This is a genomic window from Kribbella sp. NPDC051718, assembly GCF_040681515.1.
Taxonomy (GTDB): Bacteria; Actinomycetota; Actinomycetes; order Propionibacteriales; family Kribbellaceae; genus Kribbella.
The window spans coordinates 336,693-355,964 of record NZ_JBFAYZ010000008.1; the positions used below are offsets into that span (position 1 = coordinate 336,693).

General features: G+C 65.9%; 18 protein-coding genes. 12 read left to right on the plus strand and 6 right to left on the minus strand.

The features are described from left to right. Positions 1 to 75 precede the first annotated feature (75 nt). From AB0M15_RS29445 to AB0M15_RS29455, 3 genes are all read left to right on the plus strand, one after another. Positions 76 to 792 carry a TMEM175 family protein gene (locus AB0M15_RS29445; RefSeq protein ID WP_363824764.1) on the plus strand — a complete coding sequence of 239 codons (717 nt, stop codon included), beginning with the start codon at positions 76 to 78 and terminating at the stop codon, positions 790 to 792. Between the two features lie 97 nt (positions 793 to 889). Next, positions 890 to 2,575, plus strand: coding sequence for an FAD-dependent oxidoreductase (locus tag AB0M15_RS29450; protein ID WP_363824766.1), 1,686 nt, complete (start codon positions 890 to 892; stop codon positions 2,573 to 2,575). Beyond that, on the plus strand, positions 2,572 to 3,336 hold the full coding sequence (locus AB0M15_RS29455; protein WP_363824768.1) for a hypothetical protein: 765 nt from the start codon (positions 2,572 to 2,574) through the stop codon (positions 3,334 to 3,336). Before AB0M15_RS29450 ends, AB0M15_RS29455 begins: the two co-directional genes overlap by 4 nt. Here the strand turns inward: AB0M15_RS29455 and AB0M15_RS29460 are convergent. Both AB0M15_RS29460 and AB0M15_RS29465 read right to left on the minus strand, forming a co-directional pair. Then, positions 3,318 to 3,467: a hypothetical protein gene (locus AB0M15_RS29460; protein WP_363824770.1), complete on the minus strand. Its 150-nt coding sequence runs from the start codon at positions 3,465 to 3,467 to the stop codon at positions 3,318 to 3,320. The genes AB0M15_RS29455 and AB0M15_RS29460 overlap by 19 nt on opposite strands. A gap of 92 nt (positions 3,468 to 3,559) precedes the next feature. Beyond that, on the minus strand, positions 3,560 to 3,910 hold the full coding sequence (locus tag AB0M15_RS29465; protein ID WP_363824772.1) for a UBP-type zinc finger domain-containing protein: 351 nt from the start codon (positions 3,908 to 3,910) through the stop codon (positions 3,560 to 3,562). 292 nt (positions 3,911 to 4,202) lie between these two features. Here AB0M15_RS29465 and AB0M15_RS29470 point away from each other — a divergent pair, with 292 nt between their 5' ends. The 7 genes from AB0M15_RS29470 to AB0M15_RS29500 all read left to right on the plus strand — a co-directional run bounded on the left by AB0M15_RS29470 (position 4,203) and on the right by AB0M15_RS29500 (position 12,342). Further along, a complete protein-coding gene (locus tag AB0M15_RS29470) occupies positions 4,203 to 4,709 on the plus strand; it encodes a helix-turn-helix domain-containing protein (RefSeq protein ID WP_363824774.1) in 507 nt (168 codons plus the stop codon). Between the two features lie 100 nt (positions 4,710 to 4,809). After that, positions 4,810 to 5,655, plus strand: coding sequence for an enoyl-CoA hydratase/isomerase family protein (locus AB0M15_RS29475; RefSeq protein ID WP_363824776.1), 846 nt, complete (start codon positions 4,810 to 4,812; stop codon positions 5,653 to 5,655). A gap of 215 nt (positions 5,656 to 5,870) precedes the next feature. Beyond that, entirely contained in the window at positions 5,871 to 6,578 is a 708-nt protein-coding gene (locus tag AB0M15_RS29480) for an alpha/beta hydrolase (RefSeq protein WP_363824778.1), read from the plus strand. A gap of 159 nt (positions 6,579 to 6,737) precedes the next feature. Further along, positions 6,738 to 7,985 carry an MFS transporter gene (locus AB0M15_RS29485; RefSeq protein WP_363824780.1) on the plus strand — a complete coding sequence of 416 codons (1,248 nt, stop codon included), beginning with the start codon at positions 6,738 to 6,740 and terminating at the stop codon, positions 7,983 to 7,985. An 18-nt stretch (positions 7,986 to 8,003) separates the two neighbouring features. Then, the gene (locus AB0M15_RS29490) at positions 8,004 to 8,645 is read left to right on the plus strand and encodes an isochorismatase family cysteine hydrolase (protein WP_363824782.1); all 642 of its coding nucleotides are present in this window, start codon (positions 8,004 to 8,006) and stop codon (positions 8,643 to 8,645) included. A 60-nt stretch (positions 8,646 to 8,705) separates the two neighbouring features. Continuing rightward, a complete protein-coding gene (locus AB0M15_RS29495; protein WP_363824786.1) occupies positions 8,706 to 9,767 on the plus strand; it encodes an aldo/keto reductase in 1,062 nt (353 codons plus the stop codon). Between the two features lie 160 nt (positions 9,768 to 9,927). Then, positions 9,928 to 12,342, plus strand: coding sequence for a hypothetical protein (locus AB0M15_RS29500; RefSeq protein ID WP_363824788.1), 2,415 nt, complete (start codon positions 9,928 to 9,930; stop codon positions 12,340 to 12,342). 523 nt (positions 12,343 to 12,865) lie between these two features. Here the strand turns inward: AB0M15_RS29500 and AB0M15_RS29505 are convergent. Together AB0M15_RS29505 and AB0M15_RS29510 are read right to left on the minus strand one after the other, a co-directional pair. Beyond that, entirely contained in the window at positions 12,866 to 13,741 is an 876-nt protein-coding gene (locus AB0M15_RS29505) for a phosphotransferase (RefSeq protein ID WP_363824790.1), read from the minus strand. A 23-nt stretch (positions 13,742 to 13,764) separates the two neighbouring features. Next, a complete protein-coding gene (locus AB0M15_RS29510) occupies positions 13,765 to 14,604 on the minus strand; it encodes a hypothetical protein (RefSeq protein ID WP_363824792.1) in 840 nt (279 codons plus the stop codon). Positions 14,605 to 14,971: 367 nt separating this feature from the next. Here AB0M15_RS29510 and AB0M15_RS29515 point away from each other — a divergent pair, with 367 nt between their 5' ends. Continuing rightward, on the plus strand, positions 14,972 to 16,132 hold the full coding sequence (locus AB0M15_RS29515) for a hypothetical protein (protein WP_363824794.1): 1,161 nt from the start codon (positions 14,972 to 14,974) through the stop codon (positions 16,130 to 16,132). Then, a complete protein-coding gene (locus AB0M15_RS29520) occupies positions 16,119 to 16,841 on the plus strand; it encodes a response regulator transcription factor (protein ID WP_363824796.1) in 723 nt (240 codons plus the stop codon). The genes AB0M15_RS29515 and AB0M15_RS29520 overlap by 14 nt, the downstream gene beginning before the upstream one ends. Positions 16,842 to 17,622: 781 nt before the next feature. Here AB0M15_RS29520 and AB0M15_RS29525 read toward each other — a convergent pair. Together AB0M15_RS29525 and AB0M15_RS29530 are read right to left on the minus strand one after the other, a co-directional pair. Beyond that, positions 17,623 to 18,345, minus strand: coding sequence for a hypothetical protein (locus tag AB0M15_RS29525; protein WP_363824798.1), 723 nt, complete (start codon positions 18,343 to 18,345; stop codon positions 17,623 to 17,625). Between the two features lie 39 nt (positions 18,346 to 18,384). After that, on the minus strand, positions 18,385 to 19,203 hold the full coding sequence (locus tag AB0M15_RS29530; protein WP_363824800.1) for an LLM class flavin-dependent oxidoreductase: 819 nt from the start codon (positions 19,201 to 19,203) through the stop codon (positions 18,385 to 18,387). Positions 19,204 to 19,272: the final 69 nt, after the last annotated feature.

Consider the following 19,272-nt stretch of genomic DNA (forward strand, 5'->3'; position numbering starts at 1 on the left):
CCCTTCCGGCGTAGGGCGACCGCAAACCCTGCTACATTGGTTTTCACAATGCAGCCGAGGGTGTGAGGTCATGTGATGGGCACGAGCAGGCTGGAGGCGTTCAGCGACGGCGTTCTCGCCGTGGTGATCACGCTCCTCGTCCTCGATCTCCACGTCGACCGGGAGGCGGCGGACAGCCTGAGCCGGCAGTTGGCTCATGAGTGGCCGTCGTTTCTGGGTTACGCGGTGAGCTTCTTCGTTGTGGGCATCATCTGGGTCAACCACCACGCGCTGCTCGCCTTCACGCAGAAGGTGGATCGGGGCCTGCTGTTCTACAACCTGCTCTTGTTGTCGTGGGCGACGACAATCCCGTTCACCACGGCGACCCTGGCCAGCTTCATGCGGGATGGCGGCCAGGATGCCCGGTTGGCGGTGATGCTCTATGGCGCGTCCTCGGAGGGCATGGCGTTGAGCTTCACCCTGATGCTGCGCCACATTCTGGGCCACCATCTGTCGGTAAAGGATGTGAGCCCGAGCGAGCGTCGCCGATGGGTAATCCGCTTCGGCCTGGGAGGTGTGCTCTACCCAGTCGCGACGGTTGTCGGGCTGTTCTCGATCCCAGCGATGCTGGGCTGCTACGCGTTGATCAGCGGCTTCTACATGCTTGAGCAGACCCCGGCCCTCGGCTCGGATCGGCGCCTGTCGCGGGTCGCCAACAGCGCCACCAGCCTGGCTCGTCGCGACGGCGATGACACCGGCGCCGCCGGCCGCGCCAGATCCGGCGCGCAGGGGTCATCCACCCAGAACCCGTGATCCGGCCAGGCTGCTCGTCGCGAACGCGCCGTCGAGAACTCCTTGGCTGGCCCGCGGTTGCAGGACCCGCAAGCATCAACCCAGACGGAGGAACCCGATGTCCACACCGAATGCTTCTGAAGCCCAACCCGTCCTCACCGACGAACAGTGGAGACGATTGAGTGCCTACGGTGTCCCGGCGAAACTGCCGGGCGGCACATGGATCTTTCGGGCCGGCGATGATGCGTGCGACATGATCCTGGTCGAATCCGGCCGGGTGCAGATCGTACGGCCCTCGACCTCGGACGATGACGAGGCGGTCGTGGCCAGTTACGGCCGCCACGAGTTCAGCGGCGAGCTGAACATCCTGACGCGGCAATCGGCCTATCTCAGCGCGCGGACCGCCGAAGCGTCGGCCATCTTGCGGATCAACCCGACTGCGTTCCGCTCCATGATGGATCGCGACCCGGAGCTGTCCGACCTCGTGTTGCGGGCGCTGATCGCACGGCGCCGCAGCCTGCGCGATGGACAGGCGGCGCGCAGCGTCGAGATCGTCGGCAGTGACAACTCTGCGGCCGCCCTCGCGCTACGGACCTACGCCGCCCGGCTGCAGTTACCGCACACCTGGAACGAGATCGACACACCCACCGGCGCCGCGCTGGCGCGGGCCGTCTCGGCCTCCCCCGAGGACCTGCCGGTCGTGATCACCCCCAGCGCCGTCATTCGACACGCAACCCCCAGCCTTCTCGCGGAGCACCTCGGGCTGTCGTACCGGCCTGCCGGCGATGACGAGGTCGACCTGCTCGTGATCGGCGCCGGCCCGGCCGGCCTGGCCGCTGGGGTCTACGGGGCCTCCGAAGGCCTGCAGACCCTGGTACTGGACTCCGTCGCGGCCGGCGGACAGGCCGCGGCCAGCTCGCGGATCGAGAACTACCTCGGCTTCACCTCCGGCATCAGCGGCGCCGAGCTGACCGCAACCGCCGCGGTCCAGGCCCAGAAATTCGGTGCCCGCGTCGCCAGCCCCTGTGAAGTCGCGGCGCTGCGGGCCGACGGCGACGGGGTCAGCATCGTGCTTGCCGATGCAACGACCGTCCGCGCCCGTGCCGTCGTAATTGCCACCGGGGCGAAGTACCGGACCCTGCCGCTGGATCGGTGGGCAGACTTCGAGGGGGCGGGCATCTACTACGCCGCGACCGAGATCGAAGCCCGCGCCTGCGGACCACACCCGGTCGCCGTCGTCGGCGGAGCCAATTCGGCCGGGCAGGCCGCGCTGTACCTGGCCGGCCGCGGCAGCCAGGTCACCCTGGTCGTGCGCGGCCCTGACCTACACGAAGGCATGTCCTCCTACCTGGCGGACCGGATCGTTGCCGACGCCAACATCGCGGTCCGGACCGGCACACAGGTCACCGCCCTGCACGGTGACACCCACCTGCAGGCGATCACCCTCGCCCCGTCGACCTCCGGTGTCACCTCCGACGCGGCCGTACAGACCACACCGGGGTCGCAGGAGTGCGTCGGCTTGTTCTGTTTCATCGGCGCAACCCCGGCCACCGCTTGGCTCGACGGTCTGGCGACCGACGATCACGGCTTCCTGCTCACCGACGCCCAACTCGACGACACCGACCTCGACGACCGGTGGGCATCACTAGCTCGCCGCCCGCTGCCTTTCGAGACCAGCATGCCCCGCGTGTTCGCCGCCGGGGATGTACGCGCAGGATCGATGAAGCGAGTCGCGGCCGCGGTCGGCGAAGGCGCCAGCGCCGTCAGTTCCGTGCACGCCGCCCTGCGCGCGGTCAGCGCATGACCAGCCGAGCTTTCCCGGCGTCGACGAACGCCGCGCCCGAGGCCGGGCCCGGCTCACTGCCGGGCAGTCTGCCCACGGCGGCGATCCGTGGTGATGTCCCGGCTGCGTGGATGACCTGGCTCACCACCGAGCACTACAACCTGCAAACCCAACGCGCAGCCACGATCGGCGAGGCCAACGGCCGCGCCAGCATCTTCCTTGGCGCGCTGTCGGCCGGACTGATCGCGCTCGGCTTTGCCGCCACCGGTGATCGCACGGCCGGCACCACCACCTTCGAGGTGCTGGTGCTGTCGTCGCTCGTCGCGCTCGGGACCATCACCTTCCTGCGCTGCCTCCAGATCGCCATCGACGACTGGGACTTCGGCGACCGCATCCGCCACCTGCGCGCGATCTATGCCGACCTGCTCCCCGACCTGGCGGACCGGCTCGGCTCGATGACCAGTGACGAACAGGCCGTGGTCATGCTGCGGCCACTCCTGAACCGCCTGCAGAGCTTGCTCACCGTCGCCGGAAGCATGTGCGTCATCACGGCCATCGTGTTCGGCGGTGACGCTGGAGTGCTCAGCTACGGGCTGGGGTTGTCCCTCGCGTGGTCGATCACGATCGGCGCCGTCGCCGGGGCATCGTTCGCTGCGCTCGGAGTACGGTTCCAGACCGCCCGCTGGGTCGGTGCCGACCTTGCACGGCGTGCCTCGGCTGCTAACGCCGAGCCCGACCAGGTCCTCGATGCCTGCGCGCCGCGTCAGGCGGGGTTGCTGTAGATGCGGATGGCGCTGGCCGACGCTTCGACACGACGCCCCTCACGCATAGCCCTGCCGTAGGTGTCCCAGTCGTCATCGGTCCCGTCCGCTACCGAGAAGACGCCCCGCAGCGGCACCCCACGCCTCCTCATCGATCAGCCACGCTAGTCGGTCGTCCGGGCCGGCGAGTTCGGCGACCGCCAGCTGCCGGGGTGGGCCTGCGGGTTGGTCAGCGCAAGGCGGCTTAGAAGTGGAGGTGGTCCTGCCAGTCGGCTGGCACGCGCTCGGACGGGCCGGGCACGGTCTGGTCCAGTGGGTGATGCTGGGGGTCGACCAGCCGGGGGCCGTCGACATAGGTCTCGCGCTGGTAATCCCAAAACCAGTGCTCGCCGGGCTCGAAGCTCTGCACAAGGGGATGCCCGGTGCTCGCCGTGTGTGCGCTCGCATGCTGGCTGGGCGAAGAGTCGCAGCAGCCGATGTGGCCGCACAGCGCGCAGCGACGCAGGTGCAGCCACCATCCGCCTGCGGCCTCGCACTCCAGACAGCCCGTTCCGCTCGGCGCCGCTGATGAATCGATACCCGCAATCGCTGTCATGTCATCGCCCTCGCCCTCGCCCTCGTCAACTCAGTGGCCGGCCTGGCTACGAGTTGCGCTCGCTCGTTGGCCTCAGCGCGGAACGGTCCCGCCCCGCAGTGTGACCGTACCCGGCGTACGTTGGAAAAAACAAGTCAGCCTGGTTGTGGATGCACGGTTCGTATCCGCGGCCAGGCGCGAAGAGAGGCCCTTGCCATGAACGCATCGCCCATCGCCGGGCTCTGAGACGCGGGCCCAACCAGTTGTGGCTTCGGCCGCGAGCAGCAGCCCATAGTGCGTGGAGGACGCTTAGATGCCAGATGGAAGACCGCAGGACCGTTCGTCTGCGGTCGCGCGCAGCCTGTCGGTCGTCGGCGAGCGGTGGGCACTACTCATTATTCGCGAGGCTCTCTACGGCGTGACCCGCTTCGAGACCTTCCGAGTGAATCTCGGCATCGCACCAGACGTGCTCGGCGCCCGACTTGCCACGTTCGTCGAGCACGGGATCATGACGCGCGAGGCCTATCGACAGCCCGGACGGCGCACCTACTCCGAGTACCTGCTGACCGAAACCGGCCGGGATCTGCAGCTGGTCGTAGGCGCCCTGCAGCAGTGGGGTGACGCCCATATGCCGCGCCCAGAGGGGCCGAGCGTCGGCCGGCGATCACGCATCACGGGCGAACGCGTCCGAGTTGGATTCGTTGACGGCGGCCACGAGGTTGCGCAAGACGACATCGACGTTGTCCCTGTCGGTAAACGAATCCTCTACCTGACGTGGCTTCAGTGGGCACCAGAACCTGCCGTAAACGAGCGACGCTGATCCCACTACCGCGCTGTCGCGGCGCCGAGACCGACAGCCGGCGAGAGTGACCTACGGCGCTGACTAGTATTTTCCAATGCAGATGTGTACGGTTCGCTCCATGACATTCATCGAGGAGTTCGCTCCGAAACACCTGAAGCTCACTGTGGAGTCGCCGACCCTGTGGCGAGTGACGTTCAACAACCCACCGGTCAACGTCATCGACGCCGAGATGATGAGCGACCTCAAGACCCTGCTCACCGAACTGGAGAGCAACGAGATCGTCAACGTCGTCATCTTCGACAGCGCCGACCCAGACTTCTACCTCGCGCACTACGACCTGGCCGGCGACCCCACCGAAGCCGAGGCCCTGCCGAGCGCGACCGGCTACGCCGCCTGGGTCGACATCACGGTCCGGATCAGCAAGCTGAACGCGGTCACGATCAGCGCCATCCGGGGCATCGCCCGCGGCGCAGGCAGCGAGTTCGTGCTGGCTACCGACATCCGCTTCGCCAGCCGCGAGAAGGCCATCCTCGGCCAGATGGAGGTCGGATTCTCCGCAGTCGCCGGCGGCGGCGCAGGCGGGCGACTGCCGGCACTGGTCGGCCGCGGCCGCGCGTTCGAGATCCTGCTCGGCGGCAACGACTACGACGGCGAGCTCGCCGAGAAGTACGGCTACGTCAACCGCGCCGTCGCCGACGAGGACTTCGAGGCCTTTGTCACCGGCTACGCCACCCGCGTCTCCGGATGGAACCACCAGGCACTCGGCGAGATCAAGTCCTTCATCAACAAGTACACCCGGCTACCCGACTCGGAGTTCCCGCTGCACTCCGACGCGTTCTGGGGCGCCGTCGGCCGGCCCGAGTTCCAGACAACGGCAGCCCGGCTGTTCACCAAGGGGCTGCAGGAGCGCGGACCTCTGGAATACCACCTCGGCGAGGACATCGCCGCCATCGCCCAGACCTGACGGCCGGCAGGCGGGACCCATCCGTCGACGCTCGAGCGAACTCACCCACCGGCCTCACGAACGAGACCACGCCAAAGGTGATGAGGCTGCGCGGCATCTGCGGCACCAAGACTGCGCCAGCCCACGACAGGTGCCGCAACGCCGCCGCCCGAAGCCCTGCACGCGAAACCAGATGTCCCGCAGCCACTAACCGAAACAGGAAGCAGGAGCACCCCATGGCCACCACAGTCCTGCTGATCCACGGCGCCTTCGCCGACGGCTCGGCTTGGAAGAACGTCATCGACCGACTCCGACACGAAGGCGTCAAGGCTCGGGCGGTGGCGAATCCACTGCGCGGCCTGTCAGCCGACGGCGAGTACGTCGCCAGCATCGTCGCGCAGACCGACGGCGACGTTGTGCTGGTCGGCCACAGCTACGGCGGCGCCGTAGCGACCTATGCCGGCAGCGACGCTCCGAACGTCAAAGCACTCGTGTACGTCGCCGCGTTCGCCCTGGACCAAGGCGAATCAGCACAGAGCGCCACCAGCGGATACCCCGACCCGGAACTGAGCTCGACGCTGCAGCCCTGGACCTACCCCGGCAGCGAGCTTCCCGAGTTCACCATCCAGGCCGAGAAGTACCGTCACGTCTTCGCCGCCGACGTAACCGACCAGGAAGCTGCTCTCGGCGTCCTCACCCAGCGGCCCGCCGCGGCTGTTGCGCTCGGCGAACCACTGCCGATCGAGCCGGCCTGGCGGCGGGTGCCGAGCTGGTTCGTCTACGGCACCGCAGACAACTCGATCAATCCTGACTACCAGCGCGACACTGCCAAGAAGATCGGCGCAACCACTGCCGAACTGGCCGGGGGCTCACACAGTATCGCCATCTCCCGCCCCGACGAGGTCGCCGCCGTCATCCTCGACGCCGTCCGCTCGATCTCCTAGCAGCCAGGACCAACCACGCTGCCGCCGCACAGGCGACGTCCCCTACGGCGACAGCGAGGACGCTCCTGCTTATCGTCCGCCAACTCGTGAACCGACGACGCCGCCACCAAGCCGACTTCCGACACGCGAATCGTGCCTCCCTGACGAAAGCAGCCACCGATGCCGCCATACTCTGCCACTCAACAGCCTGCCGTCCGGCTGCCACCTGAAGGTGTCCCGACACCAGACCGTCGCGGTTTCTGGGTCTTCGCCGCCCTGCTAACCCTGTTCCCCATGGCAGCCAGCGCGCCCAGTCCGCTCTATGCCGACTACGCCGCTCGATGGCAGTTCTCCGACACCACTTTGACGATCGTGTTCGCGGTCTACGCGGCGCCACTGCTGATCGCCCTGCTCGTCTTCGGCAGCTTCTCCGACGAGATCGGCCGCAAACCGGTCACCTTGGTCGCCGCAGGTCTACTCGCGGCAAGCCTGACGCTGTTCATCACCGCCGACGGACTGACCGCCCTGATCGCCGCCCGGGCGCTGCAGGGCTTCGCCACCGGCCTGCTCACCGCAGTCGCGTCCGCCGCCCTACTGGACCTTCAACCAAGCCGCCGACCGGGACTGGCATCGTTGTTGGGCGCCGCTCTGTCAACCGGCGGACTGGGGCTCGGCGCGCTACTGTCCGGTTTCCTCGTGCAATACGCGTGGAGTCCGTCAAAGCTCACCTACCTGATCCTGCTCGGCGCACTGGGCCTACTTGCGATAGCAACCGCGAGCTGGGCAGACGAGACAGTCACCCACCGGATCCGGCCCCGCATCCGCGTCCTGGTCTCCGTACCCGCTGAGGCCCGACCAATCTTCCTGGCCGCCACTCCTTGTCTCATCTCGACCTGGGCGCTGATCAGCTTCTATCTCTCGCTCGGCCCCAAGCTGGTCACCACACTCAGCCACTCCAGCAGTCACCTGCCCGGCGCGATATCGGTCGCCCTGCTCACCGGCCTGGCCTCCCTCGTGACGCTGGCGACGAAGAATTGGGCCTCGCACACCAGCATGGTCAGCGGCTGTGCCGTCCTCACGGCCGGATCAGGACTCACGGTCGCTGCGATCGCGATCAACTGTCCGGTCCTCTTCTATCTCAGCACCATGATCGCCGGGATCGGCTTCGGACTTGCCTTCTCCGGCGCATTCCGAAGCATCGTCGCCCTCGCCGAACCGACCGAACGCGGCGCGCTCATCGCCGCGACCTACGTCCTCGGCTACACCGCGTTCGCGATCCCGGCGATCATCTCCGGAGTCATCAGCACCCACGAAGGCCTATGCCACACCGCGATCGGCTACAGCGCAGCTGTTGCCGGCCTTGCGCTCATCGCCTTGCTCTCAACCCACCACACCAGCCGGCGCTCGACGCCGGCCGGATCACACTAGCCCGACCGGAAGGCCCTCATGGACAGGCAGGCATACGACCCCAAGACCACCGCGCTCGTGCTCGTCGACGTCCTCAACGACTTCCTTGCCGAAGACGGCAAGCTCGCCCCCGCGATCAAGCCCATGGTCGACCAGCTCCACCTGATCGAGCACCTGCAGCAGCTGCTGAACGGCGCCCGCGACGCCGGAGTCCACGTGATCTACTCCCCACACGGGCTAGACGAGCACAGCTTCGACGACGTCACCTACGTGCACCCCACCTTCGCCGGAGCCCTGGAGAACAAGGTGTTCTGGAAAGGAAGCTACGGCGACGACTTCTACCCGCCGCTGGCACCCCACACGGGTGAGACCGTCGTCAGCCATCACCGCATGTTCGACTCCTTCATCAACACCGACCTCCAGACCCGGCTCACGGCACTAGGCGTCCAGAAGCTCGTGCTGGCCGGCCTCACCTCGCAAACCTGCGTCGAAGGAACCGGCCGCCACGCGCTCGACGCCGGATACCACGTCACCTTCCTCAGCGACGCGGTCGCCGACTTCACCGAAGCCGCACATCGCGCCGCCGTCGAGATCTCCTACCCGACCTTCGGCCACCAAACCCTGACCGTCGAGCAGTTCCTCGCCGCCATCACCCCTTCGGCCACCACGACTGCATCCTGATCGCTCGCCCACACCGGACCCTCCGGTGCGACGCGACGCCCCCCTCTCCTGGGAGAAACCATGCGCTACACAACCTTCGGCACCAAGACAGGTCTGCGCGTCTCCGAGTTCGCCCTCGGCACCTCGAACTTCGGAACGGAATGGGCAACCGGTGCGGACGAGGACACCTCAGCCAAGATCTTCGGGCAGTTCGCCGACGCCGGTGGAACCTTCATCGACACTGCCGACACCTACCAGCACGGCGAATCCGAGACCTTCCTCGCGAAGCTGCTGGCCGGCGACCGTGACCGGTTCACCCTGGCCAGCAAATTCACCTTCGGCGCCGCAGGAGACACCGGCATAAACACTACCGGGAACAGCCGCAAAACGATCAGACACGCGCTCGAATCCAGCCTCCGGCGTCTGAAGACCGACTACCTCGACCTGTACTGGGCACACTCCCCAGACCTCGTCACACCCGTAGACGAGACCATCGCAGCACTCGACGACCTCGTCCGAGCCGGCAAGATCCTCCACGGCGGACTATCGAACTACCCCGCCTGGCAGATCTCAGCCAACGCCACGCGCTCCGCAGCCCACGGCCGCACTCCCATCATCGGAACCCAGTTCGAATACAGCCTCGCGGCACGCGATGGCGAACGCGACCTGCTCCCGATGGCCGAACAACTCGGGATCGGCGTCGCAATCTATTCACCACTGGGCGGAGGGCTGCTGACCGGCAAGTACCGCACAAGCCCCGAAGGCCGGCTGACCACCCTCAACTCCATCATCCAGCGTGAAGACTCCGCCCAGAAAACCGCGATCGTCGACGAACTCCTCGCCATCGCCAAGGAAACCGGCACCCAACCCGCCACCCTGGCCATCGCGTGGCTCCGGGAACGCAACAACCGGTCGACGACCGCCGTCATCCCCATCATCGGGCCACGCACAACCGAGCAGCTCGCCGCCTACCTCCACGCCCTCGAGGTAGACCTCAATGCCGAGCACTACCAGCGACTCGAAACCGTGAGCGCACCTACCCTCGGCATCCCCCACGACACCGCACAGCAGACCCGCGACGTCGTCCTCGGCGGCCAACACCGCAACTTTGTCCGCCCGAACGAACAGATCTTTCGCACCTAGCTGCCGCCCGAGGCCGAAGCCAGCCGAGCGCTCCGACACTGCGCTGAGACAGCCCAGCCGCGAGTTCCGCCATCACGCCGCCACCCGTCCGCAACACCTGTCGCGCACGCTGAACGAACCCTGCTCGCTCGAGCGAGCCCAGAAGGTGATCCGGCCGGCCGTGAAGCACGGCGACCTGACCATTGAACTTGCCGATGGCAACTACCGCCTCTCGGCGCCGCTCCGGTTCGGAGCCGAGGACAGCGGCGGCGACCACACCATCCGCTGGACCGCCGCGCCCGGCGCTCACCCGGTCATCACGGGCGCGTCGAAGGTCAGCGGCTGGTCCAAGTCCGACGTTGGTGCCGGGATCTGGGTGGCGGACACCCCGACCGGCCTCGACACCCGCCAGCTGTACGTGAACGGCGTGATCGCTCCGCGCGCGGCCATCCGGGTCGCCAACGCGGACGTCACCCCGACGGCGACCGGTCTCACCATCAAGAACCCTGCCCTGAGCTATCTCGCGACGCTTCCGGACCAGAGCCGGATCGAATTCGAGTCGCTGGGCGACTTCACCAACCGGTACTCACCGGTGCAGAGCATCAGCGCAACCGAGATCACGATGGCGCAGCCGGCCTGGGACAACAACACCTGGGGCTGGGACACGGTCCAGCGGTCCTTCCTGGCGGGGCCGAGCTGGTACCTCGACAACTCGCTGAGCTTCCTCACCCAGGTAGGTCAGTGGTACATCGACCCGACCGGCGGCAAGCTCTACTACAAGCCGGCCGACGGCATCGACCCGAACCAGCTGGACGTCGAGCTGCCCCGGTTGCAGTCACTGATCAGCATCGGCGGCACGTACGACGAGCCGGTCACCGGGCTCGCCTTCGACGGCATCCAGTTCTCCGGGACGTCGTGGCTCGGCCCGTCCGTCGACGGGTACGCCGACCAGCAGAACGGACTCTTCCTCAAGGGCGCCTACGACTATCGCCCCGCCGACGCGTTCACGAGCTGCTCCCGCGGCTGTGAGCTGTTCGAGCGGGCGCGCACCTCCTGGTACCAGGAACCCGCCGCGGTACAGGTGTCGGCCGCCAGCCGCATCTCGTTCACGGGAAACACGTTCACCAACCTCGGGCAGTCCGCGCTGGGGATCGGGAACGACGCTAACGCCACCGTGACCGGGGTCGGGCTCGGAGCCGGCGACATCGACGTGGTCGGCAACCGGTTCGTGGAGAACAGCGGACACGGCGTCGCGGTCGGCGGCGTACTGCCCGACGCGCACCACCCGAGCGACCCGCGGATGACCAATCACGACATCCTGATCGAGAACAACACGATCAACCGGGTGGCCGTGGACTACAAGGACAACAGCGGCATCCTGAGTACCTATGTCACCAACGCCAGGATCCTGCACAACGAGGTCTCCAACGTCCCGTACGACGGCATCGACACCGGCTACGGCTGGGGCATCAACGACGCGGGCGGGTCGAACGACTACGTCGACCGCGGCTACTACAACTGGAACACGAAGTACTCGACACCGACCACGCTCAAGGACAACCGGGTCGAGGGCAACCTCGTGCACAACACGAAGGCACGCTTCGCCGACGGCGGATCGGTCTACAACCTGTCCGCGAGCCCCGGCACCGTGGTCGACAAGAACTACCTGTTCAACATCTCGGGGGTCGGCCTGTACCTCGACGAGGGTTCGCGCTCGATGACGTACGAGAACAACGTGGTGCAGGGCGGTTCGTTCGTCTTCACCAACGCCGGCAGCCTCCGGAACAACACCAGCGACAACGTCATCCAGAACAACTGGTACAACTCCGGTGGAGTCTCCGCACCCAACGCCGCCGCGCACAACAACAAGCTGATCAACAACCTGAAGATCAGCGGCGCCAACTGGCCGGCCGGCGCGCGTGACGTGATCTGCGCCGCGGGTGTCGCACCTCAGTACCGGACGTCGCTGAACGCGAACCAGTTCGGCTTCACCGGCTGTGCGGTCGATGCACCCGTCGGAGCCGAGTTCAGCACGGCGAAGGCATCAGCTGTCAGCTCGTACTTCGGCCAGAGCGGCGGAGCCTTCGGGATCGCGGCCGCCGGGGCCGACGTCTGGGGTGCCGGCGGTCAGCACGACGACCAGTTCGGCGCGATCTACCGGCCGGGCGCCTTCACAGCACAGGCGAGCGTTTCCGCCCGGGTCGTCTCGGTCAACGACGCCAACGCCTGGGCCAAGTCCGGAATCATGGTTCGCAACGACATGACCAAGGCGGGAGCCTCGGCCGGCTACGCCGTCGTCGCGGCCACCGCCCGCAACGGTGTCGTGTTCGAGTGGGACGCCAACGGCGACGGCTACCTGGACACCGACGCGCGCGCGACCGTCGACAGCTACCGTCCGGTCTGGGTCAAGCTCACCCGGTCCGGGACATCTTTCGTGGCCTCGTACTCCTACGACGGGCAGAACTATGTCCCGATCGGCGCGCCGGTAACCCTGACCTCGGCCGCGACACAGCAGGACGCAGGAATCTTCTCCACCTCACACGACGTGACGCAGTCGGCAATCAACCAGTTCGACTCCGTGAAGTTCGCCGGCTAGGTCGCAACCGACCTCGACAATCTGCTGGTAACCGCAGGCTCTCGCGCCCGACGGGAGAGCCTGCGCCTGCAGTCTCCTACATCAGAGGCAGCTAGACCCCAGCACCGAGGAGGCAGGATCGATAGATGAGCTCGGTTCTGTTTCACGGCTGGTGCGGCGAGCCTTCTGACGGCGCGCTCGGCTTCGCCTGGGTCCTGCTACAACACTGTCAGCGTCGGCGCGGTCAGATCGAGCTCCACTTGCCCTGCTTCTCCAACGTCGCGCGGATCGAGGTGACGCAGCACTGCTGCCGGTGCCAGCCCCACACCGTCTACGCCGCCACCGGGCAACTCGCCCCTTGTCAAGGGAACAGGAACTCCGCGGTGAGCGGAGATCGTTGGGTGGCGCCAACGCCGCCATCCAAGCTCGGCCACGTCGTCCTCGTGAGGCTGGTCTTCGATGCTCCTGCTGCTATTCGCCGGCATACTCGGCGTACCCGCCCTCGCCCTGACGTCTCATCAGTCGAATTCGCGACGCCATTTTCTCAGGTGTGGATGCGCGGCACCATCGGAGTGTTGGTGACATTGCCCCAGTTCGTCTGTGACCGGACGCGACGGTGAAATTCCGCGGGGATCCCGTCCTGGCTCCAACGGGTCAACAGTTGGGTGAGCGACGACAGCGACTTCCATGCCATTAGGGCGTCGAGACGACTGCTGTCGACCGAACTTCCGTCGCGTTGATAGCCATCGATCACCTGGGATGCGGGGAAGGCGGCGCCGTACCGGGCGACATACTGTTGCATGACCGCCAGATCAAAGCCCTCAGGCCCGATCTTCACCGTGTCGAGATCGATGAAGAGAAGGCGGTTATCAAGACGAACGACGTTGCCGAGATGAGGATCACCGTGCACCGTCGCGGTCTGCAGCATGAGATCATCCCACGGATGTGCCTGTTCCTCGCGGTCCAGTCGGTTCAGGCAGAACCTGCCGGCTGCCCGGAGGGCCGCCGAGGACGAGTTCGAGGCGAGTACCGACCTCGCTCGCGAGTACGCAGGGATGTCGAGCGCGTGGAGGGCCGGATTTGTGTAGGTTCGCCAGGCAGCAAGCTCCGCGCCGAGTTGCTCCGGCTCATTCCGGAACCAACCGGTGAGTTCGAGGCCCTCTGCCAGGGGATAGGTCGAAACGGCGTAGCCCTCGATGGTGAGGGGCTCGGGCGTGAGCGGGGTCAGGACGTTGAGGCCCGCCGACGCCATTGCCCAGGCGATGCGGTGGGAGTAGCCGGTGTCGGAGGGGTCGGACAGTTGGCTGGACCCCTGGTGTTGAAGGGTGATCCGGTAGACAGCCTGGTTGGTCGGTGACATGAGAACCATCCGGTCCGGATGACGGCGCAGGACCACTCGATCGGCCGGAAGAATCGACAAGAGAGATCCTGGGAGTGGGTCCATCACAACGCGCTCCGACGGCGGTTGCGGATGTCGGTGGAGGAGATCTCTCCTCCGGCATGCCGCTGAGCGATGAGGACGCGGCCCTCACGTAGCGCCAGCCGCATCTGGGGTTCATTGAGATAGGCATCAGCTTCGTGCTCGTGCTTCGGGCGGATCACACAAACGCAGCGACCGTACCGGCAGAAGGCGCGCATCGAAACGCCGTTGTCGGAGCCGAAGACGGCTACCGGGGTCACGTTGCGGATCTCGAGTGAGTTCAGCGTGTTCACGATCCGCCGCATGACGTCGGTGAAGCTTCGTGGCCCACCTGGCATCGACGCGTCCCACAGGTCCAGGAAGGTAGATGTCCCGCTGGCCAGATGGGCCGGCAGCACCTCTAGTGCCTCTGCGCGCCGCGCCTCCGTAGTGACCGGTGCGTCGGGGCGGAGCGGAAGGATCTTGGACTTGACTCGATCCTCGGAGTGCAACGAGAACACTGCTGCGATGGGTAGGTCGCCTCCTTTCCTGATGGCAAGGTCGGCCGCCTCCATCAGTGATACGTGACCGCTGTGCATGGGCGCGTACGAGCCCATGGCGATCAGGACAACCGCGCGTCCGCTATGCGCGTTCAGCTTCATCAGGTCGGCATCGGTCGCCGCGGTGAACCTGACGAAGGGGTGTTGATTGGGTGAACCGAAGAACTTCGACGGGTGGTCCCGGGACTGTTGCACCGCGCCTCGGAGCGGGTCTCTGAGACCAGCCTCGATCAGATCGCTGCGGGAGTAGTCGTCGATCGCTGTGCCGAACCAGTCGTCGTCGGCGAGCGATGCGAGCAGTTCCCGTCGGGTGGGCTTGCGCATGGTTGCCTCCTTTCTTCCCAGCCTGCGATCGCGAGTAGTCGAGCCGGAATGCGGAGATCCCTACGCTGGAAAACCTGCGGATTTCCCTACCCCGCGACGAGGCCAGATTGGCGTCGAGGTCGTGCAACTGGGGGTTTCCCTACTGCGCCCGCTGGCGTCGTGCCCCACACTCGATGCACGGAATCGAGTGTCAGAAAGGGCGAGGTGGGAGATGGTCGCTCAGCGCGCCGTCACTGGAAGGTCTGGTCACCGCTGGTCCGAGGCGTGGCGGTCGATCCTCGGACGAAAAGTACCGGCTACGACGGAGGGGCTGCTCTTCCTGGGAGTCTGGGCCGTTATCTGCGTTCGCTGGGCGACCGTGGTTCAGTTGCTGATCGCGCTCCTGAGCGGATCGATAGCTCACGCGACACGGCCCGCGGTAAACATCGGCCTCGCTGCCGTGTTTGTCGCCCAGTCGATCCTGTTGACTGCGGTCCTGCGCCGTCGCAGAACCCCGGCCGTCGCCTGGGTCGGGGTCCTTGACCTCGCGGTGATGTGCGCGCTTCAGCTCGGCCAGATTCTCTATTCACCGGTCGAGTCGAGGTACTCGACCTGGGATGCCTGGGCGTACGGAGTCTCCCTGTCGACGACCTTGATGATCGGCATCTCACTGCGCACCTGGCGGCACACTCTGGTGGCGGTCCTGGCGATCGGGATCAGTTACGGCGTCGCGGTCGGACCATCGGCCGTCGAGGCGGGACAGGGAGTTACGGTGCTCGCGAACGCCGCGGGCTACTTGATCAACGCCGTTGTCGTGCGAAGCGTGTGGTCGTACCTGGTCCGGTTGGGCCGTCGAGCGGACTCGGCAGCGGGGTTGGCCGCGCGTGAGGAGCGGATCAGGGCTGAAGCCGAGCGAGCTGAAAGTGCCGCCCAGGAGGAGATCAAGCGGACCAAGCTCAAGGAACGTCAGCGCGTGATCGAGCATCTCTTCCACGATCAGGCCGGACAGTTCACCGAACTGGTCGGGCTGATGGAGGCAACCGGGGACGAGAGACTAGCTGCCGCTGCCCGGCAGTTGGCGCAGACTGTCCGTACTTCCCGCATCGTCCTGAACGGCGACTCCTCGATCATGGCAGGCAACACGCTGGGGAGCGTGCTGCAGAGTGTGCAAGCTGACCTCACCATCATTGAGGTCGTTTGCACCACCGATCAGGTCGACCGACTTACCCTTCCGTCGGATGTGCTCGACGCGATTGCGCACGCGACTAGGACGCTGCTGCTCAACGTTCATCACCATGCCGGTTGTGACATAGCCGTGCTGCACGGATCCTGTACGGCGGATCAGTGGGAAGTCATGGTCACGGACAACGGGGTGGGCTTCGACCCCGCATCGACGAGGCGAGGTTACGGCCTCCAGCGCCAGGTCATCGAAGAACTTCAGCCTCACGGTGTGGATGTTGACATCTCCAGCGTGCCCGGCGTCGGAACGAGTGTGACTTTGACTGGCAATCTGCCCGCACTGAAGGGGGAACATGATGTCGTCGCCTGAATCCTCGCCTGCCCGGGTGGTTGTCATCGAGGACGAAACGCTGCAGCGGGAAAGCCAGGAGAAACTCGTTGGCCCTGGGTTCGAGATCGTCGGCTCCTTCCCCAGCGTTGAAGCGTTCCTGGACGCACTCCCCGCGGCGGACATGGTGCTCCTGGATCTGTGGATTCGCCCGCCTCGGGCCGAGTCGGCTCCGCCGCTGCGCGGACTCCGGGCTGTCGAGGCCATCGTCGCGAGGCAGTACCGGATCCTGATCTACACAGCAGACCGGCGCCGCGAAGTGCTGGCAAGACTGCTTCGTGCGGGTGCCCACGGCGTAGTCATCAAGACCGAACCGAAGGATCTGCTCCTCCGAGCGATCGCCCGAGTCGGCGCTGGTGAGGTTGTCTTGACCACAGAACTCACCGGACTGGCCGAGTTGTACGAACGCGAGGGCCTGTTGCCGACGCTCACGCCCCGTGAGCAAGAGGTGTTGCGATGGCGGGCGCGCGGTCTCAGCGTCGAATCCATCATGGCGAGGCTTTTCCTGAGCCGCAGCGCTATCGAAAAATACACCACCGAAACCAACCGGAAGTTTCGGGACTACCTGGCACGTGTGGATCTCGACGAACTGGTTCCTGAATCGTCGACGTCTGCTGCCGTCCTGGCCAACACTCTGGGCTACGGGCCCGATGACCTTCTCGACCCGAATGCTCCGCCGGCCGGACTTTGACGGGCATCGGCCTTGTGAGGCGGAACTGAAGCCGAAAGCGAAGCTCAGCCAGAGACTGATCGAGGATCCGTCCGACGAGGGGATCAGGTCCATGCAGTGGGCCTATGTGGGTCTACTATCTGCCGGTGGCGTCGGCCAGTCGAACGAAGCTGGTTCGAGTAGGAAGCCAACAACATGAGAAGAGACCGCTCTAGCAGCCTCGAGATGCTCTGCTGGATACAAGACGATCGCCGGTTCACCGTGCCGGCAAAAGCAGGTTGACCGTCGTCGGCTCTTGGAGCCACTGGACCGACATCAGCACTAGATCATGCTTTCGGCTCTCCGAGGCGTTCACCCTGACTTCCGGAAGTGACAGGTCGACGATCTCGAATCGTGTCTTCGGTAGATGCATCGCATACCATAGTGCGGGCAGTGCGGACAGGAGCTCCTCGTCGAACGACGGCACCAGCATCTCCGGCTGGGTTCGGTGATGACAGGTCCGAACCGCCCGTCATCGTCCATCGTCAGCTCGCAGGCGACGACCTAGATCGGCCTCTGCGGCGGGTCGCGCAGCAGGGCATACGTATGCTGCGGTGGGCCCGTACCGTAAGAAATGCCCACCACGATCACAGACTCGGATGACCTCAGTGGCATTTGGTCGAATCCGCCGCGCGAAAGCCGCTGTTCAGCGCCGCACGGTTTCTACCGCAGCTGACCCCGCCGCTCCCCGAAGCGGCTTGAGCCGCAGGACTTCACGGAGCGCGCTCACGAGGGCATAAACACCGTCCCGCCAGTCGATCCCTTACCAGTAAGGGATCCTACGTGATGTCGACAACTGGCGACAGTCTCGGCGGCAATCAGCAGGTTCGGGGTTCGAGTCCCTGGCGACGCACCAACACCAAGGCCCGAGCAGACATCGCAATCTGTTTTCTCGGGCCTTGTGTTTCCCCAGCGACTTCTTCCCACGCAGCTCCCCCGTCGCGGCTTCGCTTGTTTCCCCCGATGTGACCCGCCCCATAAAGCAACCAAGTCGGCCGGCCGTCTTCAGGCGGTGCTGGGTGTGGAGTTTGGTGAGCCAGGCGGCGAGGGCTCGGAGGTCTTCGACGTTGGTCTGGGGAATGTGGAGTTTGGTACCGCGGGTGGAGGTGATGGTCAGGTAGGGGCCGGCGAGGCTGCTGGTGGGGTTGACGAAGGTGGTGCCCTCGAACTCGGACCAGGGGATCTGCCGCCACCAAGCGAAGCGGATGCCGGTGGCGTTCACGGTCAATCGGGGATGACCGAGAAGGAACAAGGCGGCGAGCGCGACACAGGCGGCGAGGAGTACGGCGAGGAGGGCGACCCGGATCGTGAACCAGGTGTCGCGGGTGTCGAGATCCCGGACGACCGAGAGGATCGGGATGCCGGCCAGCACCAGTACGACCACCAGGCCGCCGAAGGACAGCGCACGCCGGACCGCGAAGACTACCCGGCCGGAACGGTGCAACTCCGCGTCCCAGGCGCTGATGTCCTGAGTCCCCATCACCATATGTCGATCCCTCCGCCGCCGGAGTTTACTGCGAGGCGACTACTGCCCGGCCAACTGGGCCACGACCGGTGCGAGGGTGTCAGCGAAGTCGGCGCCGATGACGAAGTAGGAGAAGCCGATCTCTTCGCGGCGGCGTTGGATTTCTTCGGTGGCGGCGCTGGGGTCGCTCGGGAGGATTATGAGGGAGTCGGCTGCGCGAAGGGCCGCGGTGTCTAGGTTGGGCGCTGCCATGAACGGAGCGACACCGTCGCCGACGGCGGCGACGTGTAGGCCGAGTTCGATGTCCTGGCTGGCAGGAAGGTTGCGCACTCGGTTCGTGGTCTCTGCTCGACTCTCCTGCGGTGGGAGTACGAACGTGAGTCCGTCGGCGACTTCGAGCGCCAGCGCTTGCGACTTCGGTCCGCTGACCGCCATGACTACTGGCGTGTGCAGATCGGGGCCATCGAACCTTCGTAGTGCGGCCACGGTCTCGCGCATTCTGGCCCGACGCTCAGCCAGGGAGACGGCGGGCAGACCCAGTTCGACCTCGATCCCGGGACGGCCGGCGCCGATACCCATCTCGAAGCGGCCTTCGGTGAGTACCGAGAGTGAATGGGCCTCCCATGCCGCACTCCATGGTTCGCGCAGCGCGGCGGCATAGACCCATGAACCAACCCGCAGGTCAGTGAGGGCGGCCGCAGTTGCGAGCGTGGGACCGAGCGCGGGTTGCCAGGTCGGGACGTCAGGCATCAGCAGCGTCGAGTAACCACTGTCGGCGATGCGGCGCACGTGGTCTCGCCACTTCGCCAGGTCGGAACCGATCGGCGCAACGACTCCGAATCGGAATGGTCTGGTGGGTCGCCCGGCCTGGTCGTTCATCGCGATTCTCCTGGTGTCTGGAACCGTCCTAGGACCTGTTTCCTTCACCACGAACCGGCTACCGCCAAT